This is a genomic window from Chryseobacterium foetidum (assembly GCF_025457425.1).
In the GTDB taxonomy this organism is placed as follows: Bacteria; Bacteroidota; Bacteroidia; order Flavobacteriales; family Weeksellaceae; genus Chryseobacterium; species Chryseobacterium foetidum.
Genome location: NZ_JAMXIA010000001.1, coordinates 238,664 through 255,952, shown reverse-complemented (window position 1 = coordinate 255,952; position 17,289 = coordinate 238,664). Strand labels below are relative to the sequence as shown.

Genomic DNA, 17,289 nt, shown 5'->3' with positions numbered 1-17,289 from the left:
TTTCTGAATCGCCTTACTCCATACCTCAAAAATATTTATGAATTTGTAAAATGTTTTAAATTTTTGAAGTGTAGTAAAACTTTTTTTAGACTTCATAAACCGTGTTATTAATATCATCTCTTTTACCATTTTGTAACAAGTGTGAGATTTTGTTATATAATTTTCAAATTAATATTGTTTAAAGGAATTTTACGTTTTATTTGACAAATTTTTATATTCAAAAACATACCAACTTGTTTCAAAATTTTTTGATATTACTGAAACCGGGATCAGCCCATTATCAGTATTGAATAATTAAGAATATAGCGTCATCCTTTCACGAGAATATCTACCAAATTTTATTGTTATTATTTGCGCATTTGCAATTTGTTGTCTTATGAAATCTCTGGGCTATAACTGTATTTTAATTCTTCTAAAAATGAATTATTTTAATAAACAGATACCACATAATATATCATAGACGTACTATTAAATGGCTTTCACAAGAAAATAATAATGTTAAATAAGTGAATAAAATTGAATTTTCAATTGATAAATATTACATTTGCTCCATCCTTTCTGGAAACACATATTACACATAAAAAAAAAAAAATGGTTACTAACAAAGTTACCCCGATCCTCTGTATGCTTTTACGCAGATTTAATCAAACAATTGCCGGTCATCAGCCAGTTTCCCGGCGAATAATTCGAACAGTTTCTTTTTATAAACCTGAAGATTGCTCCACCTGATCTCTACAGATAACGTTTCTTTTTATCATTCCTAGGATGATTCTTCTTATTCCTGTTCAGAACTTTTTGTAAAGGATTTTTTGCTTTATATATTTATGCAAGGCTAAACTTTTCTACTACTGCAGCAAAACACTGTCAGCAGTTACCTGATGCTCTGAACTATACAACTAAAAACTTAAGCGAAATAAATTTGATCTGCAGAAACTGTGGATCCAATCTCTTATATACCTATATGAAAGCAACATACATTCGCTTATTACTATCATTATTTCCTGTTTTAAATTCAGCACAATCTGTACCTTCAAAGATTTATACAGATTTTAACGGATTTTGGGAGAGTAATACCAATAACCAGTCAATCCCCAATAACCGCCATAACCTTTTGGCCTTCAAGATTGGAGATAAAGTGTATTCAACTGGGGTTAATAACAGTTTATTGACATCAAAAGGAATTACTTTCTCCTCGGGAAACTTTGCTGCACTGCCAATCACTTCGAATCCAACTCCAGGGAACAGTACCTTTATTGGTGTAGGAAAAGCGTTCGGAGGTGACGGCGATATTACTCCTATTCCTGTATCACAGCCACTTTCGCAATATCTTACTGACGGAGCTAGTGGCCTGGATCTTGGAACAGCAATTTTCAATTTTCCTTCTGGTGCCGAAATTAACTACCAAATTCAGGATATCAACGTTTCATCAATTGGTGACGGAATTCCCGATCTTCTTATCACTCAGATGGGTCAGATAAGTAATGTCCAGGACCGGTTTTCTTTCAGAAACAGCGCAGGAACAATTGTGGGAACTGAGTTTAATGTAGATTTATCCACAGTACAGAGTCTCGGTCTGTTCAGGTGGAAGTTCTACAACGCAAACACATCGCCTATAACCTATAATACAACAGTGGGGCCTAACGACAGCAATAATACTAGAGATGTAAGAATTCTGGCTCTCGACTGGTCTGATTTAGGGGTCACAGCTTCCAATGCAGGCCAGATCTCCAGATTCACACAGATTTTTTCAGGCCAGAGCGACATGTCTTTTACTGCATACAACAAAAATTCAATCAGTCTCCGTATGCCTGTAAGTGGGATAATTTTTAAAGATAATAATGGTGGGGTTCCAAACGGTCTACCTTTCCCTAATGTCAGTATCAGTCTCAAAAACGCAAGCGGAAGTACGGTGGCAACAACCAATAGTGACTCTAATGGCTTTTATTCGTTTCAGAATGTGCTGGGAGGAAATTATACAGTTACTGCCACTGTACCTGCCGGATATGAAATTGTAGGGAACGCTGAAGGCACACTTTCCAATACATTAAATATACAGATCTCAGACTCACCTGTACAGAATCGCAATTTCGGACTCTACAGACTTCCATGCGTAAAACCGGGGCTAACCGGCATACCGGCAGGCTATGCAAAAATGGGCATTTTATCAAAAAAATCAATTTCGGTTGAAAAATGGCCAACCACTGTTCCAAATGGTCATCTTGTTCTTGATTCAGACAGTAAGGGTCTAGTCATCACCCACATGACAACAGTACAGAGAAATGCGCTCTCTGCCGTAGAAGGTATGGTAATCTACAATACAGATCTGAAATGTGTCCAGATTTTTAGGGGGAATAATCCGGGGGTCGATAAATCACGCCTTGGATGGAACTGTATCATAAGAGGGTGTAATGAAGAATAAGAAATAACAATACAAACAAATAAAATAACAGAAGTATGACTAATTTACGATATGCAACATTTCTAATGGGAATAATGCTGTTTTCTGTAAATACAGATGCACAGATAGGTGTAGGAACTACAGCACTTTCTAACAACAGTGTACTACTTGAATTTGGCAGCGAACCGAAAGGAATAATCCTTCCACAATTATCATCAGTAAATGTCACAGGTGCAGCAGGCGGAACCTTCATTTTTGATTCTTCAGACAGATCTGTGAAGGTTAAAGAAGAAAAAAATAACAATACAAATCAAAACTGGACTAACTTAACCCTAAACAGTATTCAGGGTAAACTGCACGGATTTTCCAATTCGGGAGAAGATGTGGCGGGTAGCGCCAGTGTAATAATCGGCAGTGATATCAGCTCTAAGTCCGGAATAATGGTGTTGGAGTCTACTACTAAAGCATTGGTTCTTCCTAAAGTCAGCAACCCGCAGAATTTACTGAAAGGCTCGGTAGCCGGTACGATGGTCTATGACACGGAATCCGGAATGCTGGCCATATTTGATGGGAGCACATGGAGCTACTGGAAATAAGAGCATTTTATTTTACAGAATTTAAGATATTATAATCTTTAAATATGTAATACTAATTTTATGATTTTGCTGGATGTATTACTAACCTTTTTTCAAAGCAGAGACTTTGAATAATTAATCACTATATTTAGAATAAAGTCTTTATAATGTAATTTATAAGCTTTAGTTTTCACTAAGAGCTGCGCACGATGCGCAGCTTTTTTTGATTTTTTTTTTGAAAACAGCCATTTTTCTCTCTCAGGGTTACCAAATTATTCCTAACAGTAAAATCAAAATATTTTTTAATATCAATTTTACAGTCTGATGATTGTTTCCAGCAGTATTCATTATTAATATATTACATCATTGTATTGGATAATTTGATAAAATAAAATGAGATTTCAGAGAATTCTCACAGGGCTTATGATGAAATACTGTTAAATTTTATTTGTAGCATCAGCATGATCACAACTTAAGTAACAGTCAGCTTGCAAAACATCTCAGAATAGGAAGAAATACAATAGCACGTTAGAAAAAACATGTTCCAAATTACAAATAGGTGCAGTTTTATAAAATGCTTTAACTCCTTCTAAAAATAAAGTGAAATTATAGCTGAATAGTAAAAAACAACACAATTGCTATTTGAGTATCTACGTTCAAACAATTTCTAATCAAAACTTTAAAATTATGATCTTTAATTTTAAAATTTACACCTGAATTTATTTTTTCTCCCGAATAACTTCGTATCTTGAGAGATTCAGAGATTATGTTTGATGTAGTTCAAAGTAAATTTTCTACAGAATTAATTAAATTTCGTTTTAAAATGCCTGAGATCAACAGAATTTACCTCGACAACAATGCAACAACGAAAACGGATCAACGGGTTGTAGAAACCATAATTCCTTACTTTACAGAGTTTTATGCCAATGCAAACAGCTCACACATCGATGGCTTAAATGTAAAAGAAGGAGTTGAAAATGCAGCGTGGCAGGTTGCAGACCTTATCGGTGCGCAGGAAAATAAAATTGTCTTTACTTCAGGAGCAACTGAGGCTCTAAATTTAGCCATAAAAGGAATTGAAAATCGATCCGGAAAAAAAATCATCACATTTGTCACTGAACACCAGGCTGTTTTGGATACTTGTAAATATATGGAAACCCAAGATGCTGAAGTGGAATATTTCCCGGTCAGTTCAGACGGAACAGTCAATATTCAAGACTTCAAAAATTCTGTTACAGAAGAAACTTTTTTGGTCATTGCGATGATGTCAAATAATGAGACAGGAACGCTGCATGATATCAAAAAAATTGCGGAAATAGCGCATTCCAAAGGTGCCTTGTTTCTATGTGACACAACGCAGGCTGTTGGAAAAATACCGATTGATGTTGCAGATTTAGGGATTGATATGCTCACGATTTCTGCACACAAATTTTATGGACCGAAAGGAATTGGTGCGCTGTATATTTCAAACAAAGCTAAAATTAAACTTGCTGAGCAGATTCACGGAGGCGGTCACCAGAGAAATATGCGGAGCGGAACTTTGAATGTGCCTGGAATTATTGGTCTCGGTAAAGCCTGTGAAATTGCAAAAGCAGAAATGAAGGATGATGAAACCAGAATTGGCCAACTTCGTGATCACCTTGAATCCGAATTATTAAAAATCGAAGGCAGTTTTGTGAATGGTTCGGTTACCAATAGAATTTACAATACTTCCAACATCTGCTTTCCTGGAGTTTGGTCTGAACAGCTGATCATTTCTTTAGGAAATATTTCAGTCTCCAGCGGGTCGGCCTGCTCAGCGGTTACTTCAAAGCCATCTCATGTTTTAAAAGCAATGGGATTATCTGATGAAAATGCTTTGAGCTCAATCCGTTTCAGTTTGGGAAAATTTACTACTAAAGAAGAAATCGATTTGACCATTAAGAAAGTGACTGAATTGGTTCATCAGTTGAGAGCATGAAAAATCCCGCATTTAGCAACGGGATTGTGATATTTCATTTTAAAAATTCATTACAGAAGTTTGTCGAAATGGATTGGTAAATCATAAATTCTCTTTCCTGTAGCATGAAAAATGGCGTTGGTAATAGCAGGAGGAATTCCCACTCCACCAATCTCTCCTACTCCTTTCACACCAAGGTCATTCACGAACTGATCATTTTCTTCAACAAATAAAACCTGAAGATCATGAATATCGGCGTGCACCGGAATATGATATTCTCCTAAGTTTGCATTCATATATCTTCCAAACTGATGGTCGAGGATTGTTTCTTCGTGAAGTGCCTTACTGATTCCCCAGATCATTCCGCCCAAAACCTGACTTTCAGCTGTTTTCGGATTGATAATTTTTCCGGCTGCCACAGCTGTTACTGCTCTTTTAACTTCAATCGTTCCGAGTTCCTCATCTACTTCGACTTCCACAAAAACTGCGCTGTGCACCGCTCTTGCTTTTTTACCGTAAGTCAGCGGATTGGGCATCGCTGAATTGGTTGTTTTGACAGCTTTGCCTTCATTCGAAGCCAAAATATCTTTTACGTTAATTTTAATTTCAGAATTATTTTTTAAACTTATCCAACCGTTTTGAAACTGAACATCTTTAAATTTGGCATCAGCCAGAGCAGAGTTCTTCATTTTTCTGGCAAGTTTAAACAGCTTTTCATTGAGAGCCTGACAGGCATTCTGTACCGCAGGACCCACTGTCGCAGTGGTAAACGAACCACCCTGAATCGGTGCAAAAGGCATTCTGCTGTCAGCGTACGAAAATGTAATATCTTCAACCGGTAAGCCCAATTCATCTGCTGCGATCTGAGTCATAATAGTCAAAGTTCCGGTTCCAATATCTGTTACGGCACTTTTAATTTCTACTTTTCCTTCGGGAGTCATGATGGCTTCTGCGCGACCTAAAAGTCTGTTGGCATCCCAGATTCCTGTAGCCATTCCGTAGCCTACGAGTTTGTTGCCGTTTTTCATGCTGCGGGGTTCAGGATTTCTTTTATTCCATCCGAATTTTTCGGCTCCCTGCAGAAAGCAGTTTTTTAATTCTTTGCTTGAGTATTCCTTATCACTGCTTTTGTCGATTTCTGAATAATTAATCAACCTTAATTCCAGTGGATCGATGTTTAATTTGTAAGCAATTTCATCCATGGTTACTTCAATGGCGTGCATTCCTGTACTTCCGCCAGGTGCTCTCATATCCAAAGGACTGTAAACGTCCAGCGGAACGATTTCATGTTCCAATAAAGTATTTTCAGCGGGATAAATCATATTGGCCCAATTGACTACAATTTCCACATAATCTTCAAATCTGGAAGTTTCCCCAGTTGCTTTATGGTAAATTGCGTTTACTTTTCCATCCTGATCCGCACCGAATTTTGTCTGTTGCAAAGTCGGTGGTCTGTGTCCGATCATGTACATCTGTGCGCGATCCAAAGTTACGCGAACATTTCTTTTTAAAGCCAAAGATGCCATCACAGCCATGAAAAGCTGATGCTGAGGACGAAGTCCTGAACCGAAACCACCACCCACGAAAGGAGCAATCACCTGAACGTTTTTCATTTTCAATCCGAAAACATTCGCAACATACATCTGGGAATTGATCGTTCCCTGTGTCTTATCGTAAATCTTTAATTTATCGTTTCCTTCATAAATGACAGTCGATGCATACATTTCCATCGGATTGTGGTGCTCTGTTCCATGACTGAAATGACTGTCAGTTTTTATGACCGAATTTTCATATTCCTTATCAAAATCTCCGGTTGGCTTTGGTGGCGGCGGTTTGAGCATTGAAGCCAGACCTTTTTTGGGATCGCGGGATTTTTCGAGATTTGCTTTTAATTCAGTTTCAAATTCTTCTTTCTCGTAAACGATATCAAGTTTTGTAGCGGCATAACGTGCCAGTTCAAAACTGTCTGCCACAACGAGCGCAATGGGTTGACCATTGTATTTGATATCATTATCTTTGAGTGGTTTGAAAACGGTTCCTGGAGGTGCATCCATATCAGCGTACTGAAAATCGAACCACGCTGTTGAAGGTTTGTTTTCATGGGTGAAAACTTCAATCACACCCTCCATTTTTTTCACTTCAGAAGTATCGATCGACTTAATTTTACCTTTTGTGATGGTACTGTTGACCACATAACCATACAATAAATCTTCAGCCTGATATTCTCCTGCATATTTTGCAGTTCCTGTTACTTTCAGATGACCTTCGAGACGGCTGATCGCTTTTCCGACAGATGGTGTATTTTCCATAAATAATTTTAATTGAAGTGAATATTACAATGATGGTTTTGCACCAGGACGTTGTGATTTTGGATCGAGAGCCATCATGCAGTTTCTGACAATCGCTTTTTTGGCCAAACCGATTTTAAAAATGTTGTGTTCAAAACCTACTGCACCTTTCACGATCATTTCTGCTGCCTGCAGGAAATTTTCCCGTGATGCATCTTTATCAACCAAAAAATCTTCTGCTTCTTTTACGCGCCAAGGCTTGTGGGCAACTCCTCCCAAAGCAATTCTTGCTTCTTTAATTTTACCATTTTCTAATGCTAAACCTGTAGCAACTGAAACCAAAGCGAAAGAATACGAAGCTCTGTCTCTTAATTTTAAATAAGAATAATTTTCAGCAAATCCTTTTTCGGGAAGCTCAATTCCTGTAATAATTTCACCTTTTTTCAAATTGTTATCGAATTCCGGTGCATCTTCAGGAAGCCTGTGAAAATCTGAAAATTCAAGCTTTCGTTCTCCATCCGGTCCTGAAATATGAACGACCGCATCCAACGCAGCAAGCGCTACACACATGTCTGACGGAAAGACAGCAATACAGTTTTCGCTGTGTCCCAAAATTGCGTGAATTCTATTGTAACCTTTGATAGCGGAGCATCCAGAACCCGGTTCACGTTTATTACAAGGTGTATGGATGTCGTAAAAATAATAACATCTCGTCCGTTGCAATAAATTTCCACCGTTAGTAGCCATATTTCTGATTTGTGCTGATGCTCCGGCTAAAATAGCTTTCGATAACAGTGGATATTGTTGTTCTATAACCGGATGATATGCTGTTTCTGCATTTGTAAGAAGTGCTCCGATTCTTAATCCTCCTTCAGGAAGTTCCTGAATACCATTTATATCAGAGATTTGGTTAATATCAACCAAGGTATCAGCTTCAGTAACAAAGTATTTCAGGAGATCAATGATATTGGTACCGCCTGCAATGATTTTATTATCGTCGCTGGTATTTGTTAAAGAAACAGCAGTTTTAACGTCGTTAGCTTTTGTGTAGGAAAAATTATTCATGAGATACAGTTTCTTTTACAGCCATCACTGCGTTAATAATACCTCTGTTGGCGCCACAACGGCAGAGATTTCCGCTCATTAAATCCTGAACTTCTTCGCGGGTTTTGGCTTTATTTTCATTAAGCAAACCAATGGCACTGCAGATCTGACCTGGTGTACAATATCCACACTGAAAAGCATCGTGATCGATAAAAGCCTGTTGGATAGGATGTAAATTTCCTTCTTCAGCAATTCCTTCAATGGTGGTTATTTCTGTGCCTTCCTTCATCACAGCGAGACTGAGACAACTTAAAACACGTTTGCCGTCGATTAAAACGGTACATGCTCCGCACTGCCCGTGATCACAGCCTTTTTTTGTTCCTGTAAGATGAATTCTTTCCCTGAGAGCATCAAGAAGGGAAATCCACGGCAGGATTTCCAGATGATGATTTTCACCATTGACGCTAAGCGTTATGGATTGTTTTTCACTATTAGCCATAAATTTGAGTTTTGGTATAATGAATATATTACAAATAAAGAACCGTTATGTTTCCATAACGGCTGATGTGGTAGAAATAAAACTAATTTATAATCAATGTACTTAAGACAAAATTTTTAATTAAAAAAATGATTTAATGAATCTGATGATCATTCAACTGAAAAACATGGAGAACCTGTGGGAAAAGTGCTTCCATCGATTCTTCAGCGGCTTTTTTCGAGCCTGGAAAAGTCAGCACAAGCGTTTTTCCTGAAAATCCTGCAACACCTCTGGAAAGCATAGCCGTTTTTATTCTTTGCTGTCCGTAATTTCTGGCGGTTTCCATAATTCCAGGAATGTGGCGGTCGATTAATGGAGAAACTGCTTCCGGAGTAATGTCTCTGGATGAAAGTCCGGTTCCTCCTGTGAAAATGATTAAATCAAAATTATTTTCCTTGTAATTAATTAAAGTTGACTGGATTGTTTTAAAATCATCTTCAATAATCTGATAATCAATATTTTTTAATTGATATTTTTCCAGTGCATCTGAGATCGCCTTTCCTGAAGTATCTTCTTTTTCGCCTTTGAATGCGGAATCTGAACAGACAACCACGGCAGCTTTAAGTTCAGAATTGATAAACTTATTGTTATCCGATTTTCCACCTTGTTTTTCAAGCAAACGGATATTTTGAATTTCCACGTGTTTATCAATCGGTTTCAGCATATCGTACATCACCAATGCAGCAACTGATGCGCCGTGCATCGCTTCCACTTCCACTCCGGTTTTATAAATCGTATGAACTTCCACAGAAATGATGACCGAAAGATCTTCTATTTTAAAAGTAACAGAAGTAAATTCCACCGGCAACGGATGACAGTCGGGAATGACATCGCTTGTTTTTTTAACTGCAAATAAAGCCGAAGCCCGCGAAAATTCAAAGATATCACCTTTCGGAACAGTACGGTTTTCTATTGCCAAAATAGTTTCTGCCGAAGAAGCTTTGACTGTTGCTGTCGCAATGGCTTTGCGCAGCGTGAATGATTTATGTGTAATGTCAACCATATTATTTATTTACTTTCCACTGATGGGATTCGTCATTAAAAATTTCCCTGCCCCAGATCTGAAGTTCCGATTTGATTCGTTCTACCAGTTCATTACAGGCTTCCATCGCAGCAATTCTGTGTTTGGATGAAGTGAAAACAAACAGACAGATTTCTCCGGCATTTACGATTCCCAAACTGTGATGAACGTGCATGCAGGTGAGATCGTATTTCAGGAATATCGCTTCTCTGATTTCGTGCATTTTTTCCAAAACCATTTCCTCGTAAGCTGTGTATTCTATTGCAGCTACGGTTTTGCCGTCAACAATATCTTCTCTGATTTGTCCGAGAAAAATACTTTGCGCCCCAATTTCTTTTTTCGATGCATGTTTTGCAATGCTTTCCGAAATAAAAGTGGGACTGATCGCTCCTTCTGTGAATATATTTTTAACTGTTCTGCTCATTTTTTCTTTGCTGTAATGCTGTGATTCCACCTTTAAGATGGCTAATTTTTTTCTGAGTTCCGAAATGTTTCATTAAAATTTCCGCTGCTTTCAGACTTCTCTTTCCGCTCTGACAAAACAGAATTATATTTTCGTTTTTAATTTCTGTCAACCTTTCATTGAATTCTGAAAGAGGGATTTGAATATGTTTAAACTCAGCTTTCGGAAGTTCGTTAATTTCTCTCACGTCGATTGTCAATACGTTTTCGTTTGATATTTGCTCAAGGAAATCATCAGGATTTAAATCTTTAATATTAATTTTAGAAATTCCACAGAGAAACTCATAGTCCGTTTCTTCAAAAGCTTTTCTGTTTTCAGGAATAAAATTTTCGGTTGAATTTTCACCTGAAATATCCATGATAAAAGTTTCGTAATTGAGCATATTGAATGTCAGTAATTTTCCATCCAAAACTTCACCTACACCTGAAATTAATTTAATCACTTCATTCGCCTGCATCATTCCAATCATTCCTGAAAGCACTCCTAAAACGCCGACTTCATTACAATTCTGCACATCTTCAGGCTTCGGTGGATTGGGAAAAAGATTTCGGTAACTGACTGATTTATTATTTTTTAAATTTAAATTAAATACCGCAACCTGACCTTCATATTTATAAATTGCGCCGAAAATCAAAGGTTTATTTAAAAGTACACAGGCATCATTAATCAAATACCGTGTTGCAAAATTATCGGTACAGTCGACAATGACATCATATTCTGAAATGATATTCCATGCATTTTTTGAAGTCAGCTCAACCTGATGCGATTCAATGTTTATTTCAGGATTTAATTTTTTAAGTTTTAAAGAAGAGACCTCAGATTTCATCTTACCGACATCTTCAGTGGAATAAAGCGTTTGTCTTTGGAGATTGCTCAGTGAAATCTGATCGTGATCGACAATTCCTACCGTTCCGATTCCAGCCGCAACCAGATATTGCAAAACCGGACATCCAAGACCGCCGGCACCAATCACCAAGACTTTTGCCTGCAGAAGTTTCTGCTGACCTTCAAAACCAAAGTCAGACAAAGCGTAATGTCGGGCGTATCTTTCATTGTAATTTTCCATATTATCCTCCTGAATAAGGCGGCATCAGAGCCACAACATCATTTTGATTTAAGATTACATTTTCCTGCACCAGTTTTCTATTGACTGCAAATGCAAATTTCTTATCCGAAAGTTCGGGAAATTTCTGAATTAAATGAAGTTTCAGTGAATCAAGATCTGTCGCTTCTGTCACGAATTCTTTTCCTGTGATCTCTGCAATCTGTCCAAAAGATATGATTTTTATTTCCATTATTATTTGACCTGTTGAATTACAATTTTTGACAAATTCTTCACGTATCTTCTACCAGTGGCTTTATCTGTAGCCGTTACCATCATAATATTTTCTTTTAAATCCGAAGCATCAGAACCGTTCATTTCGGTTACGATAAACGCATGATCTCCGTTGTTGCTGTTGAAAATTTCGTTCCATGAGAAAACCACTTTGTAACCGTCATTTGCGATGAAAACCAAATAAAATTCACTCAATAATTTTGGAGAATCAGTTTTAAAATCAACTTTCGACAAAACGTCTTTAAGCTGAACACCTTTTAATTTTTTCAAAGTGCTTTTGTAATCCATTTTATGATTGTAAATCGCAAGACTGTCGACCGAATGTTGCTGATAACTTTTCAAATCATTAAAATTGATTATTATCGGTTTTAAAATATCTCCGGTTACAGAAATCGATTTGGTAGCCTGCGCGTTTAATGTTAAACCTAAAAACAGGATAAGAAATGAAAGAATTTTCATATTAAGCTTTTGTAAGTAATAATTTATAAGATGCCATCAGTAAAACCGTGGCCAAAACATACTTTAATACATTCTGATTGAATTTTTTTGAACCTAAATAAGCTCCTAACAACCCTCCTGTGAAAGCCACAACAATATACATCACCATATCTCCTGTGAAAGAAATTCCCTGAGTGACCATTCCGCCGAGGCCTGCGACAGAGTTTACGAAAATAAATGCTGCACTGATGGCTGCAGTCTGTTTCTGATTGGTCCAATGTAACAACAGTAAAATTGGGGAAAGAATAATGCCACCTCCAATGCCGATCATGCCTGAAAGTAAGCCTACAACTCCGCCGGTTACGACTGCAATTGTTGTGTTATGAGGTTTCAATTCACTGTCGTCCACATTTTTAAAAAAGAAAAAACGGATGACCGGAAACAAAAGTAAAATTCCCAAAATCCGTTTGTAAATATTTTCTTCAACGGTAATCATTCCACCGATAAATGCCAAAGGAATCGAGGCTGCCGCAATCGGAATAAAAAGTTTTTTGGAAAAATATCCACCACGATAGTATTGGATGAATGAAGTTAGAGAGACAAAAAGATTGAGCACCAAAGCGGTCGGTTTCATCTCTTCCGGAACCACTCCATACAAAGCCATGAGTGCTAAATATCCGCTGGCACCACCGTGACCAACAGCTGCGTACAGAAAAGCAACAAAAAAAAGAATAACATAAAATATTTCTACAGACATAGGCGCAATGCGTTGAGTTTTATAATTTTTAAATTAAATTTTATGGCAAAAGATGGACAGTCACCTGATCATTTTCCCTGCAACCCAATGATTCTTCTGGCAAAACAATGAAACAGTTTGCCTGTGCAAAAGAATGCAGTCTGAATGATTCCTGAGCGTGAAGCGGGGTTACTTTTCCATTGTTGTAAAATGCTTTCAGGAAATGCGTCAGCCCAGCTGGTTTCGGATAATCATGGGTTACGGTTGCAGTTGTTTCAACAATGCCCGAAGGCAGTCCCATCACTTTTTCAAGTGCCGGTAAAACATATTCGTAAAAACAGGTTAGTGATGAAGAAGGATTTCCGGGAAGCCCGAAGACGAGTGTATTTTCTTTTGTCCCGAAGAAGAGAGGCTTGCCTGGTTTTTGTTTGATCTTATGAAATTTTTCTTCCACGCCACAGGTATTGGCAACCTCAGTGACAAAATCATAATCTCCCACACTTACGCCGCCATTCAGCAAAACTATATCATTGTGTTCGATTGCGTTTTCAAGGACTTTGTGCAGTTCTTTGGGATCGTCTTCGGCTTTGAAGACTTCAATATTGTGAATTCCAGTTTGATTTAAAACAGCCTTTAACTGAAAAGAATTGGCTTCGTAAACCTGACCGAATTCCAATGGGTTTCCGGGATCCTGCAATTCATTTCCCGTAAGTATAACCGCAACTTTGGGTGGCGTGTAAACTGAAACTTCCGCACAACCGATTCCGGCGAGAAATCCGATCGCAGCAGCCGTAATATGAGTGCCTTCCCTCATGGCGACTTCACCTTTTTTTACTTCGGCACCTTTTGGACGCACGTTGAGTCCTTCAGATAAATTTTCATCTTCAATAATAAGTTTTTCATTGTCAAAACGAATTTTTTCCTGCATCACAACCGTATCTGCATTTTCAGGCAGTGGCGCTCCGGTAAAAATTCTTGTAGCTTCACCACTTTCAATCATTAATTGTTTTGACGCTCCCGCAGCCATTTCACCAATCACAGCAATTGACAGATCTTTATCTAAAAATCTTAAGGCATAACCATCCATCGATGACTGTGAGAAATTGGGAATATCGGTTGAAGCAATTACATCTTCGGAAGTCACCAATCCAAAAGCTTCAGAAAGCGGAATGATACTGCTTTTTTGGGTTAAAGCGGATTGCAGAATGATTTGTTTGGCTTCGTTGACGGAAATCATTTTCATTGAATCAGTTGTTGGTAATCGTTTTGGGTATCAATATCTATCGCGCCTTTTTCAAAATTGATTTCAGCGGTATCATCTTTAAATTTTTGAACTAACTTTTTGGCCCCTTCCTGTCCGGAAAGATTGGATAGATCTTCAAAATATTTTTTGGTAAATAAAACTGGTGTGCCTAAAGTATCTGCGTATTTTGATGCAACAATTCCTTTTTGAGAATATTTCTGCATTTGAATTAAATCAGAAAAAACTTCAGCATCAATAAATGGCTGATCGCAAACCGAAATAATGCAGTTTTCAATGGTTGGAAATGAATTCAAAAGTTCTTTAAACCCAATGTGGATTGAAGAACCCATGCCTTCGTTCCAGTTTACATTTTCAATAATTTTAACCTTCAAATTTGCGATTTCCTGTGAAATCTCAGAATGTGTTGATCCTGTTACCACCACAACAGAATCTGTTGTTTTGAGTGACTCGTCAGTAACGTGTCGCAAAAGACTTTTTCCTTTGAAGTTTAACAGCTGCTTTGGTTCGCCGAGTCTGGAGGAATTTCCTGCGGCTAAAATCAATATTCCTGTTTCCATTAACCGCCAATTGTAATCATACTTCTGTTTTCTAATTTTGATGCATCGATGTTTTCAAATACACCGCTGAACTGTCCGCCCAAAGCTTTGGCTTTGGCTTTCATTGTCTGCTCAATCAAGGGTAAAATATCCTGACCGTTTCTTAATGCTCCCAATAAATCGGTTTCATCTTTGCTGAAAAGGCAGTTTTTTAATTTCCCGTCGGCGGTTAGCCTCATTCTGTTGCAGGTATCACAAAACGGCTGACTCATCGTACTGATCACAGCAAATGAACCAACGTGACCATCAATAATATATCGGCTGGATGTGTCATTCGGCTCAGGCTCAACCGGAATGACATCATATTTCGAACTGACTTTCACTAAAATTTCATGCAAAGTAAAAACCTGATTGCTCGTCCACTGATTTCCGCTGAAAGGCATAAATTCAATGAAACGGACTTCGATATTGTTGTGTTTGGTCAAAGAAATAAAATCAAGAATTTCGTCATCATTCAGACCTTTCATGACAACTACATTTATCTTGACGCGAATATTATGTTTCAACAATAATTCGATATTGTTTCTGACGCGTTGAAATAAATCGCGTCGTGTAATTTTTAGAAATTTGTCAGGTTGTAACGTATCAAGACTGATGTTGATGGCTTTGATATTGGCTTCCAATAATTCGTTCAACATTTCGTCGACGCGAATTCCGTTGGTTGTGATGGCAAGTTCAATATCTAATTTGCCTAATGATTTTAAAATTTTCGGGGCATCTTTTCGCACCAAAGGTTCGCCGCCTGTCAGTCTGATTTTCTTTACTCCATTTTCTACAAAAAGTTTTGCAATGGTTTCAATTTCATTCACCTGCATCAGTTTTGCCGCCGGAGCAAAGGCATGTTTCTCTTCCGGCATGCAGTAAAAACAACGCAGGTTGCAATTATCCGTCAGGGAAATCCTGAGATAATCATGCACTCTTCCGAAAGTATCTGTAATCATTTTAATTTGTTTTGGGCAGCAGAACTACCCGTGAATTTTATCCGTTTTATAGCGAAGGGAATTTCCTTTTCGGTTTTCCATTACTGCTTTAATTTCAGAAATGACGGACAATGCAATTTCTTCCGACGTTTCTGCACCAATATCCAGACCAATCGGACCGTAGATTCTTTTGTGATCCTCATCAGTAAGAATGATTCCTTGTTCATTCAGATCATCAAACATTCGCTGCAGTTTTGTTTTTGGTCCCAAAATTCCAATGTATGGACAAGTTGTATTTAAAAGAAACTTTAAAACTTCAAGGTCGTATTTATAATTGTGAGTCATCAGGACAAAATACGTTCTGTCGTCAATTTTCACATTTTGAATAAGCTCCTGAGCATTTCCAACAATTAAATTTTTGGCTTCAGGAAACCGTTTTTGGGTGGAGTGAGTTACTCTGCCTTCTCCCACAGTCACTTCCCAACCCAACAGATCAGCCATTTTAACCACAGGCTGAACATCGTTTCCGGCACCTGCAATAATCAGCGAAACGGGTGGAGCGATGTACTGAAACAATGCGGTCTGCTCTTGGTTTTCAATCTGAATATTTTTAATCTGTGAAGATTTACTTTTTAAAACATTTAAACCTTCGTTCTTTAACGAGTAACTGTCATCAACAAAACTTTTGCCTTCCTGAAAAACATTGACCGTTCCTATTTGTTTTGCATTTCGTTCCAAAGAAAACAATGTTAGAACAACTGATTCAGTGCGGTTTTCTTCAACTTTCTTCAGGATTTCCAGCGGATTATTTGGATCAGCTGCATCAATATATTCAAATAAAATATGGACAATTCCATTGCAGCCGAGTTGAACGCTGAACTCCAGAATACTTTCGTCGCTTGTATCGTATGTAATCAGCTTATTTTGTTTCTGATTTATAGCGAGCAGCGCTTTTCTCAAAGCATCACCTTCCAGACAGCCGCCGCTGATGGCACCTGTTAAAATCCCGTCTTCAGTGACCAGCATTCTTGCTCCTGCTTGTCTATATGAAGAACCTTCGACCTTCACCACAGTTGCCAGAGCAGTCTTTTTTCCTGCTGCGTTTGCCTTTTCGTAAGATGCTATTATATTTCCGATTTCTGTCATCAATTTTTAATCAAATAGTTTTATCTAAAAGTTATTTCAATAAATACAGGTTTATTGAGATCAGATGGCAATTTACGAATCTTTTTCCGGTACGATTACCGTACTTCTAATGAACTCAAAAATTTTATGCGGTGAAAATTTTCTGAAACAGCTTTTGTCAAAATAAAAGATTTGAAGTTGAATAGATATGGTGTGGTAACATTAAGCGTTTAATAATTTACTTTGTGTTACCACTTTTTGCGAGATTTATAATTGTTAAACTAGCTATTATACAGGTTTACCTCAATTTTTAGTGACCCATTTGAAATCTAAGGAAATGTCATGAATAGGTCATATAATAGTGACCGATTCTGTGTCGCTTTTATCCTTTCAGAAAAACAAAAAACGCTATAAATATTATATTTACAGCGTTTTAGCTTATTTTGGTTCCGCAAATGGCGGAGAAAGAGGGATTCGAACCCCCGGACCTGTTACAGTCAATAGTTTTCAAGACTATCGCAATCGACCACTCTGCCATTTCTCCTTAAACTCCGATTGTGTCGTTGTTTTAAGTGGTGCAAAAATAGAAAGTTTTTTTGTTTCGGCAA

At 37.6% G+C, this 17,289-nt stretch carries 16 protein-coding genes and 1 tRNA gene; 3 read left to right on the top strand and 14 right to left on the bottom strand.

Features of this window, described 5'->3' with window-relative positions; all coding sequences use genetic code 11:
• Window positions 1–961: 961 nt before the first annotated feature.
• The 3 genes from NG809_RS01140 (at window position 962) to NG809_RS01130 (ending at window position 4,933) form a co-directional block, all read left to right on the top strand.
• Window positions 962–2,419, top strand: a complete 1,458-nt coding sequence (locus tag NG809_RS01140) for an SdrD B-like domain-containing protein (protein ID WP_262147307.1) — start codon at window positions 962–964, stop codon at window positions 2,417–2,419.
• Window positions 2,420–2,454: 35 nt separating this feature from the next.
• Complete coding sequence (locus NG809_RS01135) at window positions 2,455–2,994, top strand: hypothetical protein (protein WP_262147305.1); 540 nt, start codon at window positions 2,455–2,457, stop codon at window positions 2,992–2,994.
• A gap of 802 nt (window positions 2,995–3,796) precedes the next feature.
• Window positions 3,797–4,933, top strand: a complete 1,137-nt coding sequence (locus NG809_RS01130) for a cysteine desulfurase family protein (RefSeq protein WP_262147303.1) — start codon at window positions 3,797–3,799, stop codon at window positions 4,931–4,933.
• 50 nt (window positions 4,934–4,983) lie between these two features.
• Here NG809_RS01130 and NG809_RS01125 read toward each other — a convergent pair whose 3' ends face one another.
• The 14 genes from NG809_RS01125 to NG809_RS01060 form a co-directional block, all read right to left on the bottom strand.
• On the bottom strand, window positions 4,984–7,221 hold the full coding sequence (locus tag NG809_RS01125; protein ID WP_262147301.1) for a xanthine dehydrogenase family protein molybdopterin-binding subunit: 2,238 nt from the start codon (window positions 7,219–7,221) through the stop codon (window positions 4,984–4,986).
• Window positions 7,222–7,245: 24 nt separating this feature from the next.
• Entirely contained in the window at window positions 7,246–8,265 is a 1,020-nt protein-coding gene (locus tag NG809_RS01120; RefSeq protein WP_262147299.1) for an FAD binding domain-containing protein, read from the bottom strand.
• A complete protein-coding gene (locus tag NG809_RS01115; RefSeq protein WP_262147298.1) occupies window positions 8,258–8,743 on the bottom strand; it encodes a (2Fe-2S)-binding protein in 486 nt (161 codons plus the stop codon). Before NG809_RS01115 ends, NG809_RS01120 begins: the two co-directional genes overlap by 8 nt.
• Before the next feature lie 133 nt (window positions 8,744–8,876).
• Window positions 8,877–9,785, bottom strand: a complete 909-nt coding sequence (gene moaCB, locus NG809_RS01110) for a bifunctional molybdenum cofactor biosynthesis protein MoaC/MoaB (RefSeq protein ID WP_262147296.1) — start codon at window positions 9,783–9,785, stop codon at window positions 8,877–8,879.
• A gap of 1 nt (window position 9,786) precedes the next feature.
• Window positions 9,787–10,227: a molybdenum cofactor biosynthesis protein MoaE gene (locus NG809_RS01105; protein ID WP_262147294.1), complete on the bottom strand. Its 441-nt coding sequence runs from the start codon at window positions 10,225–10,227 to the stop codon at window positions 9,787–9,789.
• Entirely contained in the window at window positions 10,211–11,332 is a 1,122-nt protein-coding gene (locus tag NG809_RS01100) for a HesA/MoeB/ThiF family protein (RefSeq protein ID WP_262147293.1), read from the bottom strand. Before NG809_RS01100 ends, NG809_RS01105 begins: the two co-directional genes overlap by 17 nt.
• A gap of 1 nt (window position 11,333) precedes the next feature.
• Window positions 11,334–11,561, bottom strand: coding sequence for a MoaD/ThiS family protein (locus tag NG809_RS01095; protein WP_262147292.1), 228 nt, complete (start codon window positions 11,559–11,561; stop codon window positions 11,334–11,336).
• A gap of 2 nt (window positions 11,562–11,563) precedes the next feature.
• Window positions 11,564–12,061: a molybdopterin-binding protein gene (locus NG809_RS01090; protein ID WP_262147291.1), complete on the bottom strand. Its 498-nt coding sequence runs from the start codon at window positions 12,059–12,061 to the stop codon at window positions 11,564–11,566.
• 1 nt (window position 12,062) lies between these two features.
• Complete coding sequence (locus NG809_RS01085; RefSeq protein ID WP_262147290.1) at window positions 12,063–12,797, bottom strand: sulfite exporter TauE/SafE family protein; 735 nt, start codon at window positions 12,795–12,797, stop codon at window positions 12,063–12,065.
• 40 nt (window positions 12,798–12,837) lie between these two features.
• Window positions 12,838–14,019 carry a molybdopterin molybdotransferase MoeA gene (locus NG809_RS01080; protein WP_262147287.1) on the bottom strand — a complete coding sequence of 394 codons (1,182 nt, stop codon included), beginning with the start codon at window positions 14,017–14,019 and terminating at the stop codon, window positions 12,838–12,840.
• Window positions 14,016–14,597, bottom strand: coding sequence for a nucleotidyltransferase family protein (locus NG809_RS01075; RefSeq protein ID WP_262147286.1), 582 nt, complete (start codon window positions 14,595–14,597; stop codon window positions 14,016–14,018). The genes NG809_RS01080 and NG809_RS01075 overlap by 4 nt, the downstream gene beginning before the upstream one ends.
• A complete protein-coding gene (gene moaA, locus NG809_RS01070; RefSeq protein WP_262147285.1) occupies window positions 14,597–15,577 on the bottom strand; it encodes a GTP 3',8-cyclase MoaA in 981 nt (326 codons plus the stop codon). The genes NG809_RS01075 and moaA overlap by 1 nt, the downstream gene beginning before the upstream one ends.
• Before the next feature lie 24 nt (window positions 15,578–15,601).
• Window positions 15,602–16,702, bottom strand: coding sequence for an XdhC family protein (locus tag NG809_RS01065; RefSeq protein ID WP_262147284.1), 1,101 nt, complete (start codon window positions 16,700–16,702; stop codon window positions 15,602–15,604).
• Between the two features lie 435 nt (window positions 16,703–17,137).
• Window positions 17,138–17,225 (bottom strand) — tRNA-Ser (locus tag NG809_RS01060).
• Window positions 17,226–17,289: the final 64 nt, after the last annotated feature.

Bases quoted from the DNA above. Each gene is read 5' to 3' on its own strand.
- NG809_RS01140 (WP_262147307.1), top strand. From the start codon at position 962: ATGAAAGCAACATACATTCGCTTATTACTATCATTATTTCCTGTTTTA.
- NG809_RS01135 (WP_262147305.1), top strand. From the start codon at position 2,455: ATGACTAATTTACGATATGCAACATTTCTAATGGGAATAATGCTGTTT.
- NG809_RS01130 (WP_262147303.1), top strand. From the start codon at position 3,797: ATGCCTGAGATCAACAGAATTTACCTCGACAACAATGCAACAACGAAA.
- NG809_RS01125 (WP_262147301.1), bottom strand. From the start codon at position 7,221: ATGGAAAATACACCATCTGTCGGAAAAGCGATCAGCCGTCTCGAAGGT.
- NG809_RS01120 (WP_262147299.1), bottom strand. From the start codon at position 8,265: ATGAATAATTTTTCCTACACAAAAGCTAACGACGTTAAAACTGCTGTT.
- NG809_RS01115 (WP_262147298.1), bottom strand. From the start codon at position 8,743: ATGGCTAATAGTGAAAAACAATCCATAACGCTTAGCGTCAATGGTGAA.
- moaCB (WP_262147296.1), bottom strand. From the start codon at position 9,785: ATGGTTGACATTACACATAAATCATTCACGCTGCGCAAAGCCATTGCG.
- NG809_RS01105 (WP_262147294.1), bottom strand. From the start codon at position 10,227: ATGAGCAGAACAGTTAAAAATATATTCACAGAAGGAGCGATCAGTCCC.
- NG809_RS01100 (WP_262147293.1), bottom strand. From the start codon at position 11,332: ATGGAAAATTACAATGAAAGATACGCCCGACATTACGCTTTGTCTGAC.
- NG809_RS01095 (WP_262147292.1), bottom strand. From the start codon at position 11,561: ATGGAAATAAAAATCATATCTTTTGGACAGATTGCAGAGATCACAGGA.
- NG809_RS01090 (WP_262147291.1), bottom strand. From the start codon at position 12,061: ATGAAAATTCTTTCATTTCTTATCCTGTTTTTAGGTTTAACATTAAAC.
- NG809_RS01085 (WP_262147290.1), bottom strand. From the start codon at position 12,797: ATGTCTGTAGAAATATTTTATGTTATTCTTTTTTTTGTTGCTTTTCTG.
- NG809_RS01080 (WP_262147287.1), bottom strand. From the start codon at position 14,019: ATGAAAATGATTTCCGTCAACGAAGCCAAACAAATCATTCTGCAATCC.
- NG809_RS01075 (WP_262147286.1), bottom strand. From the start codon at position 14,597: ATGGAAACAGGAATATTGATTTTAGCCGCAGGAAATTCCTCCAGACTC.
- moaA (WP_262147285.1), bottom strand. From the start codon at position 15,577: ATGATTACAGATACTTTCGGAAGAGTGCATGATTATCTCAGGATTTCC.
- NG809_RS01065 (WP_262147284.1), bottom strand. From the start codon at position 16,702: ATGACAGAAATCGGAAATATAATAGCATCTTACGAAAAGGCAAACGCA.